The sequence below is a fragment of the Rathayibacter sp. VKM Ac-2805 genome (assembly GCF_009834265.1).
Taxonomy (GTDB): Bacteria; Actinomycetota; Actinomycetes; order Actinomycetales; family Microbacteriaceae; genus Rathayibacter.
In genome coordinates, this window is the sequence record NZ_CP047185.1 from 3,030,949 (window position 1) to 3,048,467 (window position 17,519).

The following is a 17,519-nucleotide window of genomic DNA, read 5'->3' on the forward strand; positions in this document are numbered from 1 at the left end:
GCTACTGTCAATAGCTATACTCGGCCCATGCCCACTCCCGACCGCACCTCCCTCGAGGCGATCGTGCGCGCCGCCGGCGAGCTCCTCGAGCGCGACGGGCTCGCCGGGGTCACGATGCAGGCCGTCGCGCAGAGCGTCGGAGTCCGCGCCCCCTCCCTCTACAAGCGCGTCGAGGGACGCGAGACGCTGATCCGCCTCGTCGCCGCGGACGCCCTGACCGTGCTCGCCGACCGCCTCGCCGACGCCCCGGACGCCGCCGCGCTCGCCGACCGCCTCCGCGCCTTCGGCCACGAGCGGCCGGCCGCGTTCCTCCTCGTGATGGCCCCCGCTCCCGGCACGCCCGTCGCCGCCCAGGAGTACCGCGACGCGGCGAGCGCCCGCCTGCTGGACCTCACCGAGCAGCTGGCGGGCGAGGAGGACGCCCTCGAGGCGGCGCGCACGCTGACCGCCTGGGCGACGGGGTTCATCGGGATGGAGATCACCGGCGCCTTCACCCTCGGCGGCGACGTGGAGAGCGCCTGGCGCTTCGGGCTGGCGCGGATCGTCTCCGCGCTCGCTCCGGCCGCGTCGCGCTGAGCGCCACCGCTCAGGCCCGGCGGAGCGCCGCCTCGTCCTCGAGGAACCGCGGACGGCACGCGACGATCCCGCTGACCAGCAGCACCGCCACTCCGGCGAACAGCAGCGCGTACGCGCCGCTCCAGTCCCCCTGCGCCTCGTAGAGCACGCCGATCAGCAGCGGACCGAGGCAGGCGAGCCCGTAGCCGAGCCCCTGCGTGGCGCCGGAGAGGGTCGAGGAGCCGGTGGTCGTCCGCGTCCGCGCGTTCACGAGCGTCAGCGTCATCGGGAACGTGCTGACGCCGAGCCCGAGGCAGACCACCCACGCCACGGCTCCCTCCAGCGGAGCGACGACGAGGCCGGCGTAGCCGACCGCGAGCAGCGCGCAGCACACCACCACGACCACGACCGGGTTGCGCATCCCCAGCGTCAGCGGCGGCACCACGAAGGCGGCGGCGAGGCCGAACACCGAGAACAGCGCCAGCAGCGCCCCGCCCTGCGCCGGATCCGCGCCCGCGTCGACGAGGATCGTCGGCAGCCAAGTGATGATCCCGTAGGTGTGCAGACCGGTCATCCCGAGCATCAGCACCATCGCCCAGAGCAGCGGCGTGCGCCAGGCCCCGTCCACGCGGCCGCCGGCGGCGGCCGGAGCCGCCCCGCCTCCTCCGCGGGCCGCGAGCGCCGCCCAGAGCAGGCAGGCCGCGGCCGTCATCACGGCCCAGATCCCGATCGCCCAGCGCCACCCCGCCGTCGAGGCCAGCGGCACCGCGACCAGCGGAGCGACGAACTGGCCCACCTGCAGCAGCGCCAGGTAGAGCGAGCTGACCGTCTTGATCCGCTCGGCGAAGTACCGCTTCACGATCGGCACGATGAGCACGTTCGTGGTGCCCACGCCCGCGAAGGCGACGACGGTCGAGAGCACCAGCGCGACCGGGTTCGGGCTCAGCGCGCGGAGGGCGATGCCCAGCGTGGTCACCAGCGTCGCGATCGCGAGCGTGCGCTCCAGGCCGATCCGGCGCGAGACGGCCGCGGCGACGAAGCCGAAGACGGCGAAGGAGGCGGTGACGATCGTCCCCAGCGCCCCGTAGAGCGAGGGCCCGAAGCCGAGATCGGCGCCGATCGTGTCGAGCAGCGGGCTGAAGCCGGTGACGGCGGTGCGGAGGTTCAGCGCGGTGATCGCGATGGCGGCGAGGGCCAGGAGGGCGGTGGCGCGGAGCGTCGGTGCTGCGGTCATGGGGTCCCCGAGAGATAGGATGATGGGATGAATCCTGGCGAGTCTAGCCCCGCGGCGCCGTTCCAGCGCGAGAGCCTGATCGACCACGTCACGGCGCTGTTCCACGAGGAGATCCGCTCGGGCCGCTGGGCCGTCGGCGAGCGGATCCCGGTGGAGGCCGAGCTCGCCCGCTGGACCGGCGCCGGCCGCAACTCCGTCCGCGAGGCCGTCCAGGCCCTCGTGCAGGCGGGCCTCGTGCGGCGGGAGCAGGGGCGCGGCACGTTCGTCACCGCGCGCTCGCAGCTCGCCGAGTCGCTGCGCCGCCGCATCCCGAGCGCCGCCCGCCGGGAGGGCCTCGAGCTGCGGTTCGCGATCGACGGGGCGACGGCCGCGCTGGCGGCCGAGCGCCGCACCGGGGAGGACGTCGCCTCCCTCCGCGCCCTGCTGGCCCGCCGGGCCCGCTCGTGGGAGGCGCCGGAGCTCGCCGAGCGGATCGCCGCGGACACCGCGCTGCACCGGGCCGTCGTCGTCGCGACCCACAACGACCTGTTCGTCGAGCTCTACGACGGCCTCACCGGCATGTTCGAGTCGGTGCTGGAGGAGGACGTCGTCGGCGAGGAGGACGTGCACGCCCGCCAGCACGCCGAGCTGGTCGAGGCGATCGCCGCGGGCGACGCCGAGGGGGCGCGGCGCCGGATCGAGGAGCTGCTCGCGCCGCTGCTGGCCGAGGCGCAGCACGACGTCTGAAGGGAATCCTCCGCGGCCGGCGGCGGACGGCACGCGCTCGCGGCCGGTTCCGTGCCGCCCGCCGAGTGGGATCAGCCCCGCGGACGACGGGTCGACCAGAGTGCCCACGCCACCAGCAGCGGCTGGAACGCGAGGCGCACGGCGCGCTTGCGGTCGGTGTCGAGGCCGAAGGCGCTCGTCCGCGTCACCCACTGCGAGACGTTGCCCGGGAAGATCGCGGTGAAGAAGGCGGCGGCCACGGCTCCGACCAGCGGCGCCCGGCGGCGCGCGAGCACCAGGGAGGCGCCGAGCCCGATCTCGACCACGCCCGAGGCGAGCACGACCGCGTCCTTGTCCAGCGGCACCCACTCGGGCACCTGCGCCTGGAACTCCTCCCGCTTGCGGGTGAGGTGGCTCGCCCCCGCGAAGAGGAGGGCGGAGCCGAGGAGCACCTTGGCGCCGGTGCGGAGGAGGGACGGGGAGGAGGATGTCATGCGCTCCATCGTTCCCGATGCGGGCCGCCGCCGCCGCCGTGGCGCGGCCACTGCGCACGAACGTGCCGGTGTCGGAGGCGGCGCCTAGTCTGATCGCGTGACTGACCGCATCCTCGTCCTCACCACCGGTGGCACCGTCGACAAGGAGTACTCGCTCGCGGGCGAGCTCGAGATCGGCGCCCCGACGGTGCCGCGCCTGCTCGCCCCGGTGCTCACCACGCTCGAGTTCCGCGTCGAGGAGGTCCTCGCCAAGGACAGCCTCGAGCTCGACGACGCCGATCGGGCCCTCATCCGCGAGCGGGTGCTCGCCGCCGAGGAGGACCGGATCGTCCTCACCCACGGCACCGACACGATGACCGCGACGGCCGAGGCCCTCGGCGTCGTCCGCGATCGGGTGGTCGTCCTCACCGGCGCGATGCAGCCCGCACGGATGCTCGACAGCGACGCCGCGTTCAACCTCGGCACCGCGGTGGCCGCCGTGCAGCTGCTGCCGCCGGGCGTCTACCTCGCGATGAGCGGGCGGGTGCTGCCCGCCGGCTCCGTGGTGAAGGACCGGTCGATCGGGGTGTTCCTCCCGGCCTGAGCCGGACCAGGATCGAGGGGCGCCCGCGGACGGGCTCCCGGCCGGACCGGCGTCAGGCCTCGGCGAGCTCCGCGGTGCAGGCCGCGCAGAGCCCGAAGACGTCCACGACGTGGTGCGCGTCCGTGAAGCCGTTCTGCGACGCGACCGAGCGCGCCCACTCCTCGACCTCGTCGGCCGCGATCTCGACCGTCAGCCCGCAGCGGCGGCAGATCAGGTGGTGGTGGTGCGTCCCCGGCGTGCAGGCGCGGTAGAGGCTCTCGCCCTCGGGCGACTGCAGCGAGTCGGCCTCGCCCTCCACGGCCAGGTCCGAGAGCGCGCGGTAGACCGTCGCGAGCCCGATCGGCGAGCCGGAGGCGTGCAGCGCACTGTGCAGGCCCTGGGCGCTGACGAAGTCCTCGCGACGCCCGAGAGCCTCGCGCACCGCCTCGCGCTGCCACGTGTTGCGCTTGACCACTGGACCACCTCCACTCCGCACGACCCGGGCCACGCTACCGCCCCCCGCCGACGGCGAGCCGGGAGCGCCGGACGCCCTTGCGGCCGATGATCCGGCAGACCGCGTAGATCGCGAACGAGATCGTCGTCACGTAGGGGCTGATCGGGATCGATCCACCCAGCGCGAGCAGGATGCCGCCCACCAGCGCGCCGACGGCGAAGAGCACGCTCAGCAGCGGCACGACCACCGGCGAGGCGGAGAGGCGCAGCGCCGCGGCCGCCGGCGTCACCAGGATCGCGAGCACGAGCAGCGAGCCGACGATCTGCACCGAGACGGCGACCGCGAGGCCGAGCAGGAGCATGAACGCGATCGAGAGCGCCCGGGTGGGGATGCCGCGCGCGGCCGCCACGTCGGCGTCGACGCTCGCGAAGGTGAGGGGACGCCAGATCAGCGCGAGACCGACGAGGACGACCACCGAGATGCCGATCAGCCACCCGAGCTGCGGGTCGTCGACCGCGACGATCTGACCCGTGAGCAGGCCGAACTTGTTCGCGCTGCGGCCCGGGTAGAGGGCCAGGCAGAGGATGCCGATGCCGAGTCCGAACGGCATCAGCACCGCGATGATCGAGTTGCGGTCGCGAGCGCGCGAGCCGAGCACGCCGATCAGGACCGCCGCGATCAGCGAGCCGACGATCGATCCCTCGACGACGCCGACGCCCAGCAGCAGTCCCGCGGAGGCCCCCGCGAACGAGAGCTCGCTGATGCCGTGGACCGCGAAGGCCATGTCGCGCGACATCACGAAGACGCCGATGAGCCCGCCGACCACTCCGAGGACCGCGCCGGCGATCACCGAGTTCATCAGGAGCGACAGCAGCGCTCCGTAGTCCGAGAAGTCGAAGATCTGCGACCAGACGTCCGTCACGACTGCCCCTCCTCGTGCTCGTGCACGTGCGAGTGGTCGGGGGCGCCGACCACGATGACCCGGCCCCGGGCGCGGATCACGTCGACGGGTGCGTCGTAGAGCTCGCTGAGCACCTCCGAGCGCAGGACCTCGTCGGGGGTGCCGATCCGGAACCGGCCGCCGGCGAGGTAGAGCACGCGGTCCACCATGCCGAGCACCGGATTCACGTCGTGCGTGACGAAGAGGACGCCGAGGTTCCGCTCGCGGCGGTGCTGGTCGATCAGCTCGCTGACCGCTCGCTGGTGGGCGAGGTCGAGCGCGATCAGCGGCTCGTCGCAGAGCAGGAGCGCCGGGTCGCCCGCGAGCGCCTGGCCGACGCGGACGCGCTGCTGCTCGCCGCCGGACAGGCTGCCGATGGGGGCGTCGGCGAAGGCGGTGGCGCCGACGGCCTCGAGCAGCGCGTCGACGGCCGCGCGCCGGGAGCGGGAGGGCAGGGGCAGGCCGAACCGGTGGCCGTCGATCCCGAGCCCGAGCAGATCGCGGGCGCGCAGCGGAGTGCCCTCGTCGGCGAGCTTCTGCTGCGGGATGTAGCCGATGCGCCGGTTGCCGCGGTGCACGGGCTCGCCGAGCACCTGCAGCTCCCCCGCGCTCAGCTGCTGCTGGCCGAGCACCGCGCGCAGGAGGCTCGTCTTGCCGGAGCCGTTCGCGCCGAGCACCGCGACGAACTCGCCGGCGCGCACGTCGAGGTCGACGCCGCTCCACAGCTCGCGGTCGCCGAAGCGGAGGCCGGCGCCGCGCAGCCGCAGCACGGACGCCGAAGGGCCCGCCTCCGGGGAGACGGGCCTGGTCGGGGAGTCGTGGCTCACTGGGAGAGGGCTCCCTCGATCGCGTCGAGGTTGGCGGTCATCCAGCCGGTGTAGTCGTCGCCCTCGGGCAGCGTCTCGGTGACGGGGACGGCCGGGATCCCGGCGGCCTTCGCGGCGTCGAGCACCGCGTCCGTCTGCGCGCCCTCGGTCTGCTCGTTGTAGATCAGCGCGTCGACGGCCTCGCCGGAGAACAGCGCCAGCGTCTCCTGGAGCGTGGTCGCGGGGACGTCGGTGCCCTCCTCGACCGCCTCGCTGAAGGCCTCGGGAGTCGCGTCGGTCAGGCCGAGCGCATCGGTCATGTACAGCGGGACGGGCTCGGTGATCGCGATGGAGCGGCCGGAGAGCGTGCCCTTCAGCTCGCTCTCACGGGCGATCAGGGCGTCGAGCCCCTCGTCGAGCGTGGCGAGGTTGGCGGAGTAGGCGGAGGCGTTGTCGGGGTCGAGCGCGGCGAGCTCGTCGCCGATCCGCCCCGCGACCTCCTTCATCACCGAGAGGTCGTACCAGACGTGCTCGTTGAACTCCGCGTGCTCGTGCCCGCCCTCCGACTCCTCCTCCTCCGCGTGGTCGTGGACGTCCTCCAGGCCGGCGATCACGGTCGCCGTGATGACGGGGGCCTCGGTGCCGGCCGCGCCGATCATGGTGTCGAGGAAGTGGTCGTAGCCGCCGCCGTTCTCGATCACGAGGGTCGCGCCGGACACGGCGAGCTGGTCGCGGGCGGTGGCCTCGTACTCGTGCGGGTCCTTGTCCGGGCTGTCGATGATGCTGGTCACCTCGACCAGGTCGCCGCCGATGCTCGAGACGAGGTCGCCGTAGACGTTCGTCGACGCGACGACCTTCACGGGCCCGCCCGCGGCGGCGGCGGAGGAGCTGTCGGAGGCGCTGCCCGCTCCGGAGCAGCCGCTCAGGGCGAGCGCGGTGCCGCCGAGGAGGGCGGTGAAAGCGAGGAGGCGGGTCTTCACGGTGAGCCGATCTGGGTCAGGGGCCGGGCGGGTGCTCCCACGCTAACGGCTATTGATAACGATTGTCAAAATCGTGCAGAGGCGCCCGCCGGTCATCCGCGGACACACGCGGACACGGGGCGACACGCGCCTCGCTCCGAGCACCTCGCCCCTGGCACAGTCGCTGCACACCGCCCCCGACGAGACGAGGACACCGTGACCACCACCGCACCCACGACCACCGGCGCCGACGCCGCGACGCCGATCGGCGCCGCAGCCCAGCACTGGTCGGCCGCACCCCGGCCCGACTCCCCGGACGCCTGGCTCGTCCGCGCCGAGGAGGTCGCCGCCGTGCTCGCGACCGACGCCCTCGAGCGCGACCACGCCGGCGCCGCCCCCTTCGCCGAGGTCGCCCTGCTCAAGGCGGCCGGCCTCGTCACGCTGCTCGGGCCCGCCGAGCACGGCGGCGGTGCCCAGGAGTGGACCACCGCCCTCCGCGTCGTCCGCGCCGTCGCGCGCGGCGACGGCTCGATCGGCCAGCTGCTCGGCTACCACTACCTCTGGGCCTGGGCGGCCCGCCTCGTGGGGACCCCTGAGCAGATCATCGCGGTCGAGCAGCTCGCGACCGAGGGGGACCTCCTCTACGGAGGCGCGGTGAACCCCCGCGACTCCGACCTCACCGTGCGGGAGGAGGGCGACGAGCTGGTCTTCACCGGCCGCAAGTCGTTCTCGACCGGCGGCGTGGTCAGCGACCTGACCGTGCTCGAGGGGGTGCTCGAGGGGACGGACACCCACCTCTTCGCGATCGTCCCCACCGCTCAGGAGGGGATCGTCTTCGGCCGCGACTGGGACAGCCTCGGCCAGCGGCTCACCGAGTCCGGCTCCGTCGAGATCCGCGGCGTCCGCGTGCCGTGGGCGGCCGCGGCCGGCTTCGTCGACAGGGTCTACCGTCCGCTCGTCTACAACACCCTCAACGTGCCCGTCATCCAGCAGGTCTTCGCCGAGTTCTACCTCGGCATCGCGCAGGGAGCTCTCGAGCGCGCGGCGCAGTACACCCGCGAGCGCACCCGGGCCTGGCCGTACGGCGGCGACGACAAGGAGCGCGCCGGCGACGAGTGGTACGTGCTCGAGGGATACGGCGACCTGCAGTCCCGGCTCTGGGCCGACGAGGCGCTGATCGACGCGACGGGGGCCGCGCTCTCGGCCGCGCTGCACGCTCCGCGCGAGGAGCTGACGCCTCGGCGCCGCGGCGAGATCGCCGTGCGGATCGCCGCGGCCAAGGCGCGGATCGTGGAGGACGGCCTCGCGACGGCGACCCGCGTCTTCGAGCTGACCGGCGCCCGCGCCTCCGCGAGCTCGGTCGGACTCGACCTCTACTGGCGGAACCTCCGCACCCACTCCCTGCACGATCCGCTGCCCTACAAGCGCCGCGAGGTCGGCGTCTTCGCCCTGCTCGACACCGTCCCCGAGCCCAGCTGGTACACCTGATCGGCCGCGGGGCGCGTCCTGCTCCGGCGACGCGCCCCGCCCGCACGCCGCCCCGGCGTCGATCCGCGACAGGCCGGAGCGGAGCCCCGGGGTAGCGTGAGGGCCGAGCGGAGGGAGGACCGTGGCCGTCACGCTGCACGACGTCGCCCGCGCCGCCGACGTCTCGATCAAGACCGTCTCGAACGTGATCAACGACTATCCGCACGTGCGCCCGGCCACCCGCTCCCGGGTGCAGGCGGCCATCGCGCAGCTGGGCTACCGGCCCAACCTCTCCGCGCGGAGCCTGCGCCGCGGCCGTACCGGCGTGATCGGCCTCGCCCTGCCGGAGCTGAGCCTCCCCTACTTCGCCGAGCTCGCCGACAGCGTGATGCGCGCCGCCGACGAGCGCGGCCTGACGGTGCTGATCGAGCAGACCGGCGGCGACCCCGAGCGCGAGCGGAGCGTCCTGGCGAGCGAGCGCCGGCAGCTCACCGACGGCCTGCTCTTCAGCCCGCTGGGCCTCGCCGACGAGGACGCGCTCGCGGTCGACTTCCCCCTGGTGCTGCTCGGCGAGCGGATCTTCACCGGGCTGGTCGACCACGTCACCATGCAGAACACCGCGGCGGCGCACGCGGCCACCGCGCACCTGCTCGCCTCCGGAAGGCGCCGGATCGTGGCGCTCGGGACCCACCCCGACGCCGCCGTCAGCTCGGCGTCGCTCCGCCTCGAGGGCTACCGCGCCGCGCTCGCCGAGGCCGGCATCGCCTACGACGAGCGGATGATCGGCGTCTCGGGCCCGTGGCGGCGCTCCGGCGGCGCCGAGGCGATGCGCCGTGTGCTCGCCTCCGGGCTCGACTTCGACGCCGTGTTCGCGCTCAACGACACCCTCGCACTCGGCGCGGTCCGCGCGCTCCAGGAGGCGGGGGTCCGCGTGCCCGAGGAGGTGGCGGTGATCGGCTTCGACGACATCGACGAGGCGGGCTACTCCTCCCCCAGCCTCTCCAGTGTGGACTCGGGGCGCGACGAGATCGCGCGGACCGCGGTCGAGGTGCTGCAGGCCCGGATCGAGGGCACCCGCACCGGCCCGGGGACGCTCCACGAGGCGGCGTTCACCGTGGTCGCCCGGGAGTCGACCGCGGGCCGTCCGATCGCGGAGGACCCGTCGGTCGGCCGGGCGTCGGCCGGGGCCTAGGCGCAGGTCCCGCTGCCGCAGATCTCGCGGCGGATCCACGCGCCCGCGTCCGCGACGGCCAGCTCGCCGCGGCGGAGGAGCCGGCTCCACTCCACGGCCCGCGTCGTCAGCCGGTCGTCGGCCGAGCCGCGGACGTCGCCGCCGACGGTCCGGAGGAACAGGTGCGCGAGCGGGCCGCCGAGGTAGAGCGTGGCGCCCGCGACTCCGGCGAAGTGGCGGGCCTGGCCGCGGGTTCCGTCGTCGTAGGGGCGGCGGAAGCCTTTCCCCCGGACCCGGTTGCGGCCGCCGTGCGCCAGGTCGAGGGCGCCGAGCGGGGCGCTGCGGATGCCTGCGACCTCGCGTGCAAGAGCGCGGATCAGTGCGCGGGGCGCGGGACCCGAGGCGGCGAGCATCTCTGTCCGGTCGGCGAGGAGGCGGCACGCGTCGATCTCTTCCACTCCGCCACTCCAGCACAGCCGGCTGGGCGGACACCTCTCGTGCCGGTCGGGGACGGACCGGCCGCCACGACGGAGAGATCCCTCGACGACCGCGGCCGGCAGTCGTCGGCCGCCGCGGGGACCTCCGGCGACGCCGGACACGGGCCGCCCGTCCTCGCGTCGCCCGGAGCGGTCAGGCGAGGCCGTGCCGGACGGAGGCGAAGCGCCGCTCGAGGACGTCGCCGCTCTCGGTTCCGTCGAGGTAGGTGCGGAGGGCGCTGACGAGGCCCTTCATCTCGTGACCGTCGAGCATCGCGCGGGCGCCGTCATCCATGGCGCGGTCGATCTCGCGAAGCTGCGGAACGAGCTCGCGTCCCTCGTCGGTGAGCTGGAGCGCCACGGCACGGCGATCGCTGGCGTGCGCGGATCTCTCGACGAGGCCCCGGCGGACCAGGGTGTCCACGATGCGACTGGGGCTGGCGGTCTCGCAGACGATGAGCTCGCCGAGCTCTCGCAGAGTGATGGGCCCGTACTGGGACAGAACGAGGACGATCTCGAACTGCGACGCCGTCAGCCCGAGCCCGGACAGCTGCCGGTTGAGGGCGCGATTGCCCTCCCGTTGCGCCGCGAGGACCAGGTACCTCAGCTCGAACCGCGCGAGTGCGGGCGCGGCGTCCGCGTGGGGGTGTGCTGGAGTGGTCATCTGCGGTCCGGTCGTGACGGAGGCGCGGGTCGTCGCCTCCGCTTCATTCTGGCAGGTCCGCCCGGGGGCGACCCGGATCCCCCTGTCGAGGTCGGCGCGGCCGGCGTCAGCGCGGCCGGACGGCGACCGGGGAGGAGCCGAACGCCCGCGGACCGAGGGCCCGGAGGACGCTCGGCATCACGATCCTGCGGATGACGATCGCGTCGAGCGCGACGGCGATCGCGAGGCCGAGACCGATCTCGCGGACGATGCTGATCTGGGCGGTCATGAAGGACAGGAACACCGCGATCATGATCAGGGCCGCGCTGGTGATCATGCTCCGGGTGAGGCGGGCCCCGTCGAGGACCGCCCGCTGGTAGGGGACGCCGGCCCGGTGCAGCTCCCGCATCCGGGACATGATGATGACCATGTAGTCCATGCTGAGCCCGAACATCACGGCGAAGAGCAGGATCGGGGTGACGGAGTTCAGGGGGGCGTCGGAGGCCGCCTGCTGGATCACGGTCAGTGTGCCGACACTCGCTCCGACGACCAGCAGGTTGAAGAACAGTGCGAGCGCAGGCAGGACGGCGGAGCGCCATGCGAAGGCGAGCAGGACGAAGGTGAGCAGCAGCACGAGCGCGGCGATCAGCGGGATGCTCTGCACGATGGTGGCGTCGAAGTCGACGCCCTGAGCCGTGGCTCCGGTGACGGCGACGGTCGCGTCCGGGCCGAGTTGGGCGGGCAGATCCTTCCGGATCTCGCCGACGAGGGTGTGAGCGCTGACGGAGTCGGGGCCCTCGCTGGTGGTGGTCAGCAGTCGGGCCGTGAGGAGACCGTCGCCGGTGTGCCAGAGGGGGGCGAGATCTGCGGGATCGGCGCCCTGCTCGAGGAGCGCGGCGAGCTGCTCCGAGGCGATGCCGAGCGTCGTCACCGAGGTGACGGCGTCTGCCCCGGGCCGCCCCGCGAGCCAGGCGCCGGCGCGCTCGACGTCCTCGAGCGCCGAGGCGACCCCTGTGGCTGCGGGGAAGGCGAGGACCACGTCGATGGGGAAGAGCCCTTCGTGACCGATGCGCTCGTCGAGGATCTCGAGCCCCTGCCGGGCCGGATCGGACGGAGGGAGGACCGTCGCGCTCGCGACGGGCGATTGCAGGGACAGCCCGATGATCGGAAGCGCGCAGGCGGCGAGAGCGAGGATCCCGGCACCGCCGACGAGGCCGGGGCGTCCGATCTTCGTGGACGGAGTGCCGTCGCTCGCCGGTGTCCTCCGGCGCAGGAACGGCACGCGGAAGCGGTCGATTCGGGGCCCGAGGAGGGTGAGCGCGGCGGGCAGGACCAGCATCGTGAGGACGAGCGCGACGATCGAGACGACGATGCCTCCGAGGGCGATGCTCGTGAGCGCCATCACTCCCGGGATCAGGAGCGCGGCGAGGGCGAGGACGACCGCGATGCCGCTGAACAGCACAGAGCGGCCGGCTGTGGCCATCGCGGCCCGTACGGCGTCAGGGGTCGGCAGCCCCTCGGCGAGCTCTTCCCTGAACCGCTTGATGATGAAGAGCGAGTAGTCGACCGCGACGGCCAGACCGATCATCGACACGATGTTGGAGTACAGGTTCGACACTTCCGTCACCCGGGTCAGCAGGTAGCCGACGCCCAGCGCCATCCCGAGGGATGAGCCTGCGACGAGCAGAGGCAGGAGGGTCGCGACGAGCGACCCGAAGACGGCGAGCAGCACGACGATCAGGAGCGGGAACACGATCAGCTCGGCCCGCGTCGCGTCGGCCTTCGAGTGGGCGTTCAGCTGGAAGTCGAGCGCCGGCTGCCCCGTCACGAAGACCTCGTCCGCCAGACCCGCCTCATCGAGGTGCCGCTGCAGAGCCGGGACGAGGTTCTGGACCGTCGTGCCGTCGCCGTCGAAGCCTGCCATGAGGGCCGCCGTGCGGCCGTCGCCGGAGATCAGGCTCGGGTTCGTCGTCGAAGTCGTGACAGCGTCTGCGCCTCCGTCCTCGAGGATCCGCACCACGTCCGCGACGGTCTCGCTCGTCACCGCCTCATCACCGTCGAGGACGACGACCAGCTGATTCGGCGACTCAGCGAAGCGCTCCTCGACGACCGCCCGAGTCACGAGCGCTTCCGCTCTCGGGTCGGTGAACCCGCCGCCGGACAGAGCAGGATCCAGGTGCAGCGCCAGGATCCCTCCGGCAAGGAACAGCAGGAGCCAGGCCGCGATCGTCGTGCGTGGGAAGCGGATGGGGGCGTCGAGCAGGCGTCGCATGGGTCCTCCGATACTGCGTGATACCGCATGCATGCGGCATCATGTACCGTACCGCACTCGATGGTTTGCGACCCAGGGGCGGGCGCTGAACGGCACGCTTGACGTTGCAGTGAGATTTCCTCTAGTTTGGGTTGTACCAAATCGGTGTTGTCGCATGTATTGCAACAACATGCGTAGAGCCGTCGATGAGCGGCAGGACAACAGGGAGTGACGCCATGACTGCGACCATCGACACCACAGACCTCATGAGCGAGCAGCCGCTGCTTTACTCTGCGGAGACCGCGATCGCTGCGATCGGGCGAGGAGAGATCGTCGTGGTCGTCGACGACGAGGACCGTGAGAACGAGGGCGACCTGGTGATGGCGGCCGACCACGTGTCTCCGCAGGCGATCAACTTCATGATCACCCGCGGCCGCGGGCTGGTGTGCTTCTCGCTGACAGAAGAGCGCGCCGAGCAGCTTCAGCTGCCGCCGATGGTCCCTCGCAACGAGGACCACCTCGGCACGGCCTTCACCGTGAGCATCGACGCGACCCCTGCTCACGGCGTGACCACCGGGATCTCCGCGGCCGATCGGGCGACGACGATCACCGTGGCGATGTCGGGCGAGTCCGGAGACCTGCAGCGTCCCGGCCACATCTTCCCCCTCATCGCGCGGAAGGGCGGAGTTCTCACTCGTGCCGGTCACACCGAGGCGTCGGTCGACCTCGCCCGTGCCGCCGGCTGCCGCCCAGCAGGAGTGATCGTCGAGATCCTCGGCGAGGACGGAGCCATGCTGCGGCGGGACGGCCTGCGCGCATTCGCCACGCAGCACAGGCTGGTGATGACGAGCGTGGAGCTCCTCCGCGAGCACCTCCTCGCGGAAGGCGCGTGACATGCGCGGAGAGCGCACTGTCCGCACCGTCTCCCGCGCCTTCATCGCCCGCCGAGTGCGCCGACACCTGCTCTCAGTCCAGGGGCTCGAGCACCTGCCCACCGTCGGCGCTTTCGTCCTCGCACCCAACCATCGCAGTTACTTCGATCACTTCGTGATGGAGATCCTCGTCGGCAGCGCGACCGGTCGGCCGGTGTGGTTCCTCACCAAACGCGAGAGCTTCGAGAAGACCCTTACACGACTGTGGACGCTCGCGTGGTACGGGATCCCCGTCGACCGCGACTCCCCCGCGCCGGACACCCTCCGCACCGTGCAGCGCATCCTCGCTGCGGGCGATGTCCTCTGCATCTACCCAGAAGGCACCCGGAACGCCGATGTCGGGCTCCTGCCGTTCAGGAGCGGCGCGTTCCGATTCGCCCTCTCCGCCGAGGTCCCGGTGATCCCCGTCGCCATGACCGGCACCGACGACGTCCTCCCCAAAGGCGCGAAGTGGTTCCGACCGAAAGGACGCGTCCACGTCGTCTTCGGCCCGCCCATGGCGGTCGACAGGACCGTCGGGAAGCGGCGGGCCGCCGAGGCCATGTCTGTGCTCGCACGTCACTCGATCCTGGACCTCGGCCAGCAAGCCGCAGCAACTGCTATGACCGGGCCCTCCGGAGACGCCCGTGCAACAGCAGGAGGGGCCCTCGACCAGCGGATCACAGCAGCTCTTGACGGGCACCGCCGGCTCAGTCGGTCCGACAACCGCCGACTCCGACTGTTGGCGTCACTCCTCACCGCGATGGAGACACATCCAGACCACATCAGCATCCAACGGGCGCGCCTTCTCGGACTCCGAATCCTCCGACTCCCCTTAGCACTCCGGCCCCTCCCCGCAATTATCGTCCGCCGCACTGCGGAGGCCGTCCTCGAGCATGATCCCGACCATCGCGACGCCAACTACCTCCTCGGCCGCTGGCATCTGAGCATGCCCGCGCTTCTGGGCGGACGCGCGTTGCAGGCGGCCTCTGCGTTCCGCCGCAGCGCCGGCAGCGGTCCCTCTCACGACACGCGCGCTCTCGCGGGCCTCGCCGACGCCTACGCCGTCCTCGGCCGGACCGAGGATGCACTTCGTACCCTCCGCACCCTCAGCTCCCTGACGAGCGCCCCACGGTCTCGAGACGCGGCTCGCATCCAGCGAGCGAAAGCGGAACTCGCAGCACTCGACACCCAGGGAACGAGCAGCACTCGATGACGATCACCATGTCCGAGGACGGGCTCCTCCTCATCGGAGACGTCGCCGTCGTCTTCGACGACACGTCACGGATCCGCTGGCACCGCACCGCCACCGGGTGGACGCTCCGCGACTCCTGGCCCACGACAGCGGAACGTGACACTCTGCACCGCCACCTCGCCGCCGGAGGCACAGCGCTGGTCGTGACCGACAACGAGCCCATTCGGGTTCACGCCCTGGCCAGTGAGCTTCCTGGCGCACGACCCGGAGACCGACCGGGCTTCGAGCCCGTCGACATCAGCGCGGACCACTTCGACTGGCTGCCCGACGAGCCTCGCCTCCGCGGCGAGACGTTCGTCGCCGAGCAGAAGGACTACTGGTCCACTCGACCCGGGCTCCTGCGGCCTCCTCTCGTCCTCAGCGGCCTCGACCTCTCTTCGGATCTCCTCCGCCCCGGGCACATCACCTTCGGACTCATCGCCCCCGGGATCAGCAGAGGACACGTCGAGCGAGGGCTCGGGCACGCGATCATGTACCTCCGTTCCCCCGCAGCGACCGACGAGCGAGGACGTCACACGTGACCTTCACCGCTATTCGCATAGTCGACTGCGCGGCCCCGATCGTGCTCGAAGTCCTCCGCGATGCCCGCTCGCTCGCGGCTTGGAATCCCGCACTCGGCACCCTCCGCCCGTCTGACCGGCACGCCGTCGTCGGACGCTCCTACCGCACGGTCATCCGCGGCGTTCTGCCCGCCGTCGTGACCTTCACCCGGATCGACGAGATCATCGTCGACTACCGGATGAACGCCTTCGGAGCAGAAGAGTCAGGGAGCTGGATCGTCGAGCCCCTCGGCGAGGCCCGGGCCCGAGTGACCCATTCCTTCACGCACAAGGGAGCACTGCTCGACCTCTTCCGGCGCTCGTTCGCACCCGTCGCATCCCGGCGGCTCGATCGCCTCGTACGCGAATTCCTTGTCACATAGAGGCACTGCCGCATCGGACGCAGGGGGACCACGCCAGGAGGTCCACTCTTGACAGCGGCGACAGCGGCGCGGATCGTGTACAACGTTAGAAAGACTGCTCGCCGCCGAGCCCGCTGCGGGAGCCCGAAGCCCGAAAGGCCCTCATGACCGACGCCCCCGCCGCCACCGCGCGCATCAGCCTCGACCCCGCCGCGGTCGTCGCCCCCGTCACTCCGCGCCTCTTCGGCTCGTTCGTCGAGCACCTCGGCCGCTGCGTGTACGACGGCATCTACGAGCCCGGCCACCCCGCCTCGAACGAGGACGGGTTCCGCCTCGACGTGGTCGAGCTGGTCAAGGAGCTGGGCACCACGACGATCCGCTACCCCGGCGGCAACTTCGTCTCGGGCTACCGCTGGGAGGACGGCGTCGGCCCGCGCTCCGAGCGCCCCCGCCGCCGCGACCTGGCCTGGCACTCGCTCGAGACCAACGAGGTCGGGCTGGACGACTTCGCGAAGTGGGCGGAGCTGACCGGCAGCGAGATCATGTACGCCGTCAACCTCGGCACCCGCGGCGTCCTCGAGGCGCTCGACGTCCTCGAGTACGCCAACGGACCGGCCGGCACCGCTCTCGCCGACCAGCGCATCGCCAACGGCGGGACCGAGCCCTACGACATCCGCATGTGGTGCCTCGGGAACGAGATGGACGGCCCCTGGCAGGTCGGCCACATGAGCGCCGACGACTACGGCAAGCTCGCCTCCCGCACCGCCAAGGCCCTCAAGATCGCCGACCCCTCGCTCGAGCTGGTCGTCTGCGGCTCGTCGAGCTCGTCGATGCCGACCTTCGGCGAGTGGGAGCGCGTGGTCCTCGAGCACGCGTACGACGACGTCGAGTACGTCTCGTGCCACGCCTACTACCAGGAGTACGACGGCGACCTCGGCTCCTTCCTCGCCTCCTCCCTCGACATGGAGTACTTCATCGCCACCGTCGCGGCGACCGTGGACCACGTGAAGTTCAAGCTCAAGAAGACGAAGGACATCAAGCTCTCCTTCGACGAGTGGAACGTCTGGTACCTCGAGGAGTGGCAGGCCAAGGAGAAGGCCGACGCCGAGGGCGACCAGAGCACCCGCGAGTGGGCCTACGCCCCGCGCCTGCTCGAGGACGTCTACTCCGTCGCCGACGCCGTCGTCCTCGGCAACCTGATGATCACGCTGCTGAAGAACTCCGACCGGGTCACCTCCGCCTCCCTCGCGCAGCTCGTCAACGTGATCGCGCCGATCATGACCGAGCCGGGCGGAGCCGCCTGGCGCCAGACCACGTTCTTCCCGTTCTCGACCACTGCACGCCTGGCCTCCGGCTCGGTGCTGCGCCCCCGGATCGACGCGGGGACCTACTCGACCGCCCGCCACGGCGACGCTCCGCTCATCGACTCCGTCGCCACCGTCGACGAGGGCCGCGCGGCCGTCTTCCTGGTGAACCGTTCGCAGACGGAGCCGATCGAGGTCACCGTCGACGTCAGCGGCCTCGGAGTCTCGAGCATCGCGGAGGCGGTGGCCCTGTTCGACGAGGACCCCTACGCGAAGAACACGCGTGACGACCAGGACCGCGTGCGCCTGCGCGAGGCCCCGGCGACGCTCGAGGACGGCGTGCTGACGCTGACGCTCCCGCCCGTCTCGTGGACGGCGGTCGCCCTCACGGCGTAGCGGCGTCCGACCCGCGGGACCGCGTCCGGCCTCCC

At 72.1% G+C, this 17,519-nt stretch carries 19 protein-coding genes; 10 read left to right on the top strand and 9 right to left on the bottom strand.

Going from position 1 to position 17,519, the window contains the following annotated elements:
• The first annotated feature begins 27 nt into the window (after positions 1-27).
• Complete coding sequence (locus GSU40_RS14235; protein WP_160035432.1) at positions 28-576, top strand: TetR/AcrR family transcriptional regulator; 549 nt, start codon at positions 28-30, stop codon at positions 574-576.
• A 10-nt stretch (positions 577-586) separates the two neighbouring features.
• On the opposite strand, the gene GSU40_RS14240 is transcribed toward GSU40_RS14235, so the two are convergent.
• A complete protein-coding gene (locus GSU40_RS14240) occupies positions 587-1,789 on the bottom strand; it encodes an MFS transporter (protein WP_160035434.1) in 1,203 nt (400 codons plus the stop codon).
• A gap of 27 nt (positions 1,790-1,816) precedes the next feature.
• On the opposite strand from GSU40_RS14240, the gene GSU40_RS14245 reads away from it, so the two are divergent.
• Positions 1,817-2,515 carry an FCD domain-containing protein gene (locus GSU40_RS14245; RefSeq protein WP_160035436.1) on the top strand — a complete coding sequence of 233 codons (699 nt, stop codon included), beginning with the start codon at positions 1,817-1,819 and terminating at the stop codon, positions 2,513-2,515.
• 71 nt (positions 2,516-2,586) lie between these two features.
• Here the strand turns inward: GSU40_RS14245 and GSU40_RS14250 are convergent, their stop codons facing one another.
• Positions 2,587-2,988, bottom strand: a complete 402-nt coding sequence (locus GSU40_RS14250; protein ID WP_160035438.1) for a hypothetical protein — start codon at positions 2,986-2,988, stop codon at positions 2,587-2,589.
• A 97-nt stretch (positions 2,989-3,085) separates the two neighbouring features.
• On the opposite strand from GSU40_RS14250, the gene GSU40_RS14255 reads away from it, so the two are divergent.
• On the top strand, positions 3,086-3,571 hold the full coding sequence (locus GSU40_RS14255) for an asparaginase domain-containing protein (RefSeq protein ID WP_160035440.1): 486 nt from the start codon (positions 3,086-3,088) through the stop codon (positions 3,569-3,571).
• A gap of 52 nt (positions 3,572-3,623) precedes the next feature.
• Here GSU40_RS14255 and GSU40_RS14260 read toward each other — a convergent pair whose 3' ends face one another.
• From GSU40_RS14260 to GSU40_RS14275, 4 genes are read right to left on the bottom strand one after another with little or no spacing between them, the layout of a single operon-like run.
• On the bottom strand, positions 3,624-4,025 hold the full coding sequence (locus tag GSU40_RS14260; RefSeq protein ID WP_104238381.1) for a transcriptional repressor: 402 nt from the start codon (positions 4,023-4,025) through the stop codon (positions 3,624-3,626).
• A gap of 34 nt (positions 4,026-4,059) precedes the next feature.
• The gene (locus GSU40_RS14265) at positions 4,060-4,863 is read right to left on the bottom strand and encodes a metal ABC transporter permease (protein ID WP_104224551.1); all 804 of its coding nucleotides are present in this window, start codon (positions 4,861-4,863) and stop codon (positions 4,060-4,062) included.
• A 59-nt stretch (positions 4,864-4,922) separates the two neighbouring features.
• Positions 4,923-5,771: an ABC transporter ATP-binding protein gene (locus tag GSU40_RS14270; RefSeq protein ID WP_160035442.1), complete on the bottom strand. Its 849-nt coding sequence runs from the start codon at positions 5,769-5,771 to the stop codon at positions 4,923-4,925.
• Complete coding sequence (locus GSU40_RS14275; RefSeq protein WP_160035444.1) at positions 5,768-6,730, bottom strand: zinc ABC transporter substrate-binding protein; 963 nt, start codon at positions 6,728-6,730, stop codon at positions 5,768-5,770. The genes GSU40_RS14270 and GSU40_RS14275 overlap by 4 nt, the downstream gene beginning before the upstream one ends.
• Positions 6,731-6,925: 195 nt before the next feature.
• Between GSU40_RS14275 and GSU40_RS14280 the strand changes: the two genes are divergently transcribed.
• Together GSU40_RS14280 and GSU40_RS14285 are read left to right on the top strand one after the other, a co-directional pair.
• Positions 6,926-8,197: an acyl-CoA dehydrogenase family protein gene (locus GSU40_RS14280; RefSeq protein ID WP_244229495.1), complete on the top strand. Its 1,272-nt coding sequence runs from the start codon at positions 6,926-6,928 to the stop codon at positions 8,195-8,197.
• A gap of 121 nt (positions 8,198-8,318) precedes the next feature.
• A complete protein-coding gene (locus GSU40_RS14285) occupies positions 8,319-9,368 on the top strand; it encodes a LacI family DNA-binding transcriptional regulator (RefSeq protein WP_160035446.1) in 1,050 nt (349 codons plus the stop codon).
• Here the strand turns inward: GSU40_RS14285 and GSU40_RS14290 are convergent.
• The 3 genes from GSU40_RS14290 to GSU40_RS14300 form a co-directional block, all read right to left on the bottom strand.
• The gene (locus GSU40_RS14290) at positions 9,365-9,805 is read right to left on the bottom strand and encodes a hypothetical protein (protein ID WP_160035448.1); all 441 of its coding nucleotides are present in this window, start codon (positions 9,803-9,805) and stop codon (positions 9,365-9,367) included. The two genes, GSU40_RS14285 and GSU40_RS14290, sit on opposite strands and share 4 nt — an antisense overlap.
• Positions 9,806-9,977: 172 nt before the next feature.
• Entirely contained in the window at positions 9,978-10,487 is a 510-nt protein-coding gene (locus tag GSU40_RS14295; RefSeq protein WP_160035450.1) for a MarR family transcriptional regulator, read from the bottom strand.
• 106 nt (positions 10,488-10,593) lie between these two features.
• Entirely contained in the window at positions 10,594-12,738 is a 2,145-nt protein-coding gene (locus tag GSU40_RS14300; RefSeq protein WP_160035452.1) for an MMPL family transporter, read from the bottom strand.
• A 215-nt stretch (positions 12,739-12,953) separates the two neighbouring features.
• Here GSU40_RS14300 and ribB point away from each other — a divergent pair, with 215 nt between their 5' ends.
• From ribB to GSU40_RS14325, 5 genes are all read left to right on the top strand, one after another.
• Complete coding sequence (ribB, locus tag GSU40_RS14305) at positions 12,954-13,610, top strand: 3,4-dihydroxy-2-butanone-4-phosphate synthase (protein ID WP_208543323.1); 657 nt, start codon at positions 12,954-12,956, stop codon at positions 13,608-13,610.
• Between the two features lies 1 nt (position 13,611).
• The gene (locus tag GSU40_RS14310; RefSeq protein ID WP_160035454.1) at positions 13,612-14,844 is read left to right on the top strand and encodes a 1-acyl-sn-glycerol-3-phosphate acyltransferase; all 1,233 of its coding nucleotides are present in this window, start codon (positions 13,612-13,614) and stop codon (positions 14,842-14,844) included.
• A complete protein-coding gene (locus GSU40_RS14315) occupies positions 14,841-15,404 on the top strand; it encodes a hypothetical protein (RefSeq protein WP_160035456.1) in 564 nt (187 codons plus the stop codon). Before GSU40_RS14310 ends, GSU40_RS14315 begins: the two co-directional genes overlap by 4 nt.
• Entirely contained in the window at positions 15,401-15,805 is a 405-nt protein-coding gene (locus tag GSU40_RS14320) for an SRPBCC family protein (RefSeq protein WP_160035458.1), read from the top strand. The genes GSU40_RS14315 and GSU40_RS14320 overlap by 4 nt, the downstream gene beginning before the upstream one ends.
• 143 nt (positions 15,806-15,948) lie before the next feature.
• The gene (locus tag GSU40_RS14325; protein ID WP_104233557.1) at positions 15,949-17,484 is read left to right on the top strand and encodes an alpha-N-arabinofuranosidase; all 1,536 of its coding nucleotides are present in this window, start codon (positions 15,949-15,951) and stop codon (positions 17,482-17,484) included.
• The last annotated feature ends 35 nt before the right edge of the window (positions 17,485-17,519 follow it).

Bases quoted from the DNA above. Each gene is read 5' to 3' on its own strand.
- GSU40_RS14265 (WP_104224551.1), bottom strand. From the start codon at position 4,863: ATGAACTCGGTGATCGCCGGCGCGGTCCTCGGAGTGGTCGGCGGGCTC.
- GSU40_RS14250 (WP_160035438.1), bottom strand. From the start codon at position 2,988: ATGACATCCTCCTCCCCGTCCCTCCTCCGCACCGGCGCCAAGGTGCTC.
- ribB (WP_208543323.1), top strand. From the start codon at position 12,954: ATGACTGCGACCATCGACACCACAGACCTCATGAGCGAGCAGCCGCTG.
- GSU40_RS14310 (WP_160035454.1), top strand. From the start codon at position 13,612: ATGCGCGGAGAGCGCACTGTCCGCACCGTCTCCCGCGCCTTCATCGCC.
- GSU40_RS14315 (WP_160035456.1), top strand. From the start codon at position 14,841: ATGACGATCACCATGTCCGAGGACGGGCTCCTCCTCATCGGAGACGTC.
- GSU40_RS14240 (WP_160035434.1), bottom strand. From the start codon at position 1,789: ATGACCGCAGCACCGACGCTCCGCGCCACCGCCCTCCTGGCCCTCGCC.
- GSU40_RS14300 (WP_160035452.1), bottom strand. From the start codon at position 12,738: ATGCGACGCCTGCTCGACGCCCCCATCCGCTTCCCACGCACGACGATC.
- GSU40_RS14235 (WP_160035432.1), top strand. From the start codon at position 28: ATGCCCACTCCCGACCGCACCTCCCTCGAGGCGATCGTGCGCGCCGCC.
- GSU40_RS14325 (WP_104233557.1), top strand. From the start codon at position 15,949: ATGACCGACGCCCCCGCCGCCACCGCGCGCATCAGCCTCGACCCCGCC.
- GSU40_RS14245 (WP_160035436.1), top strand. From the start codon at position 1,817: ATGAATCCTGGCGAGTCTAGCCCCGCGGCGCCGTTCCAGCGCGAGAGC.
- GSU40_RS14295 (WP_160035450.1), bottom strand. From the start codon at position 10,487: ATGACCACTCCAGCACACCCCCACGCGGACGCCGCGCCCGCACTCGCG.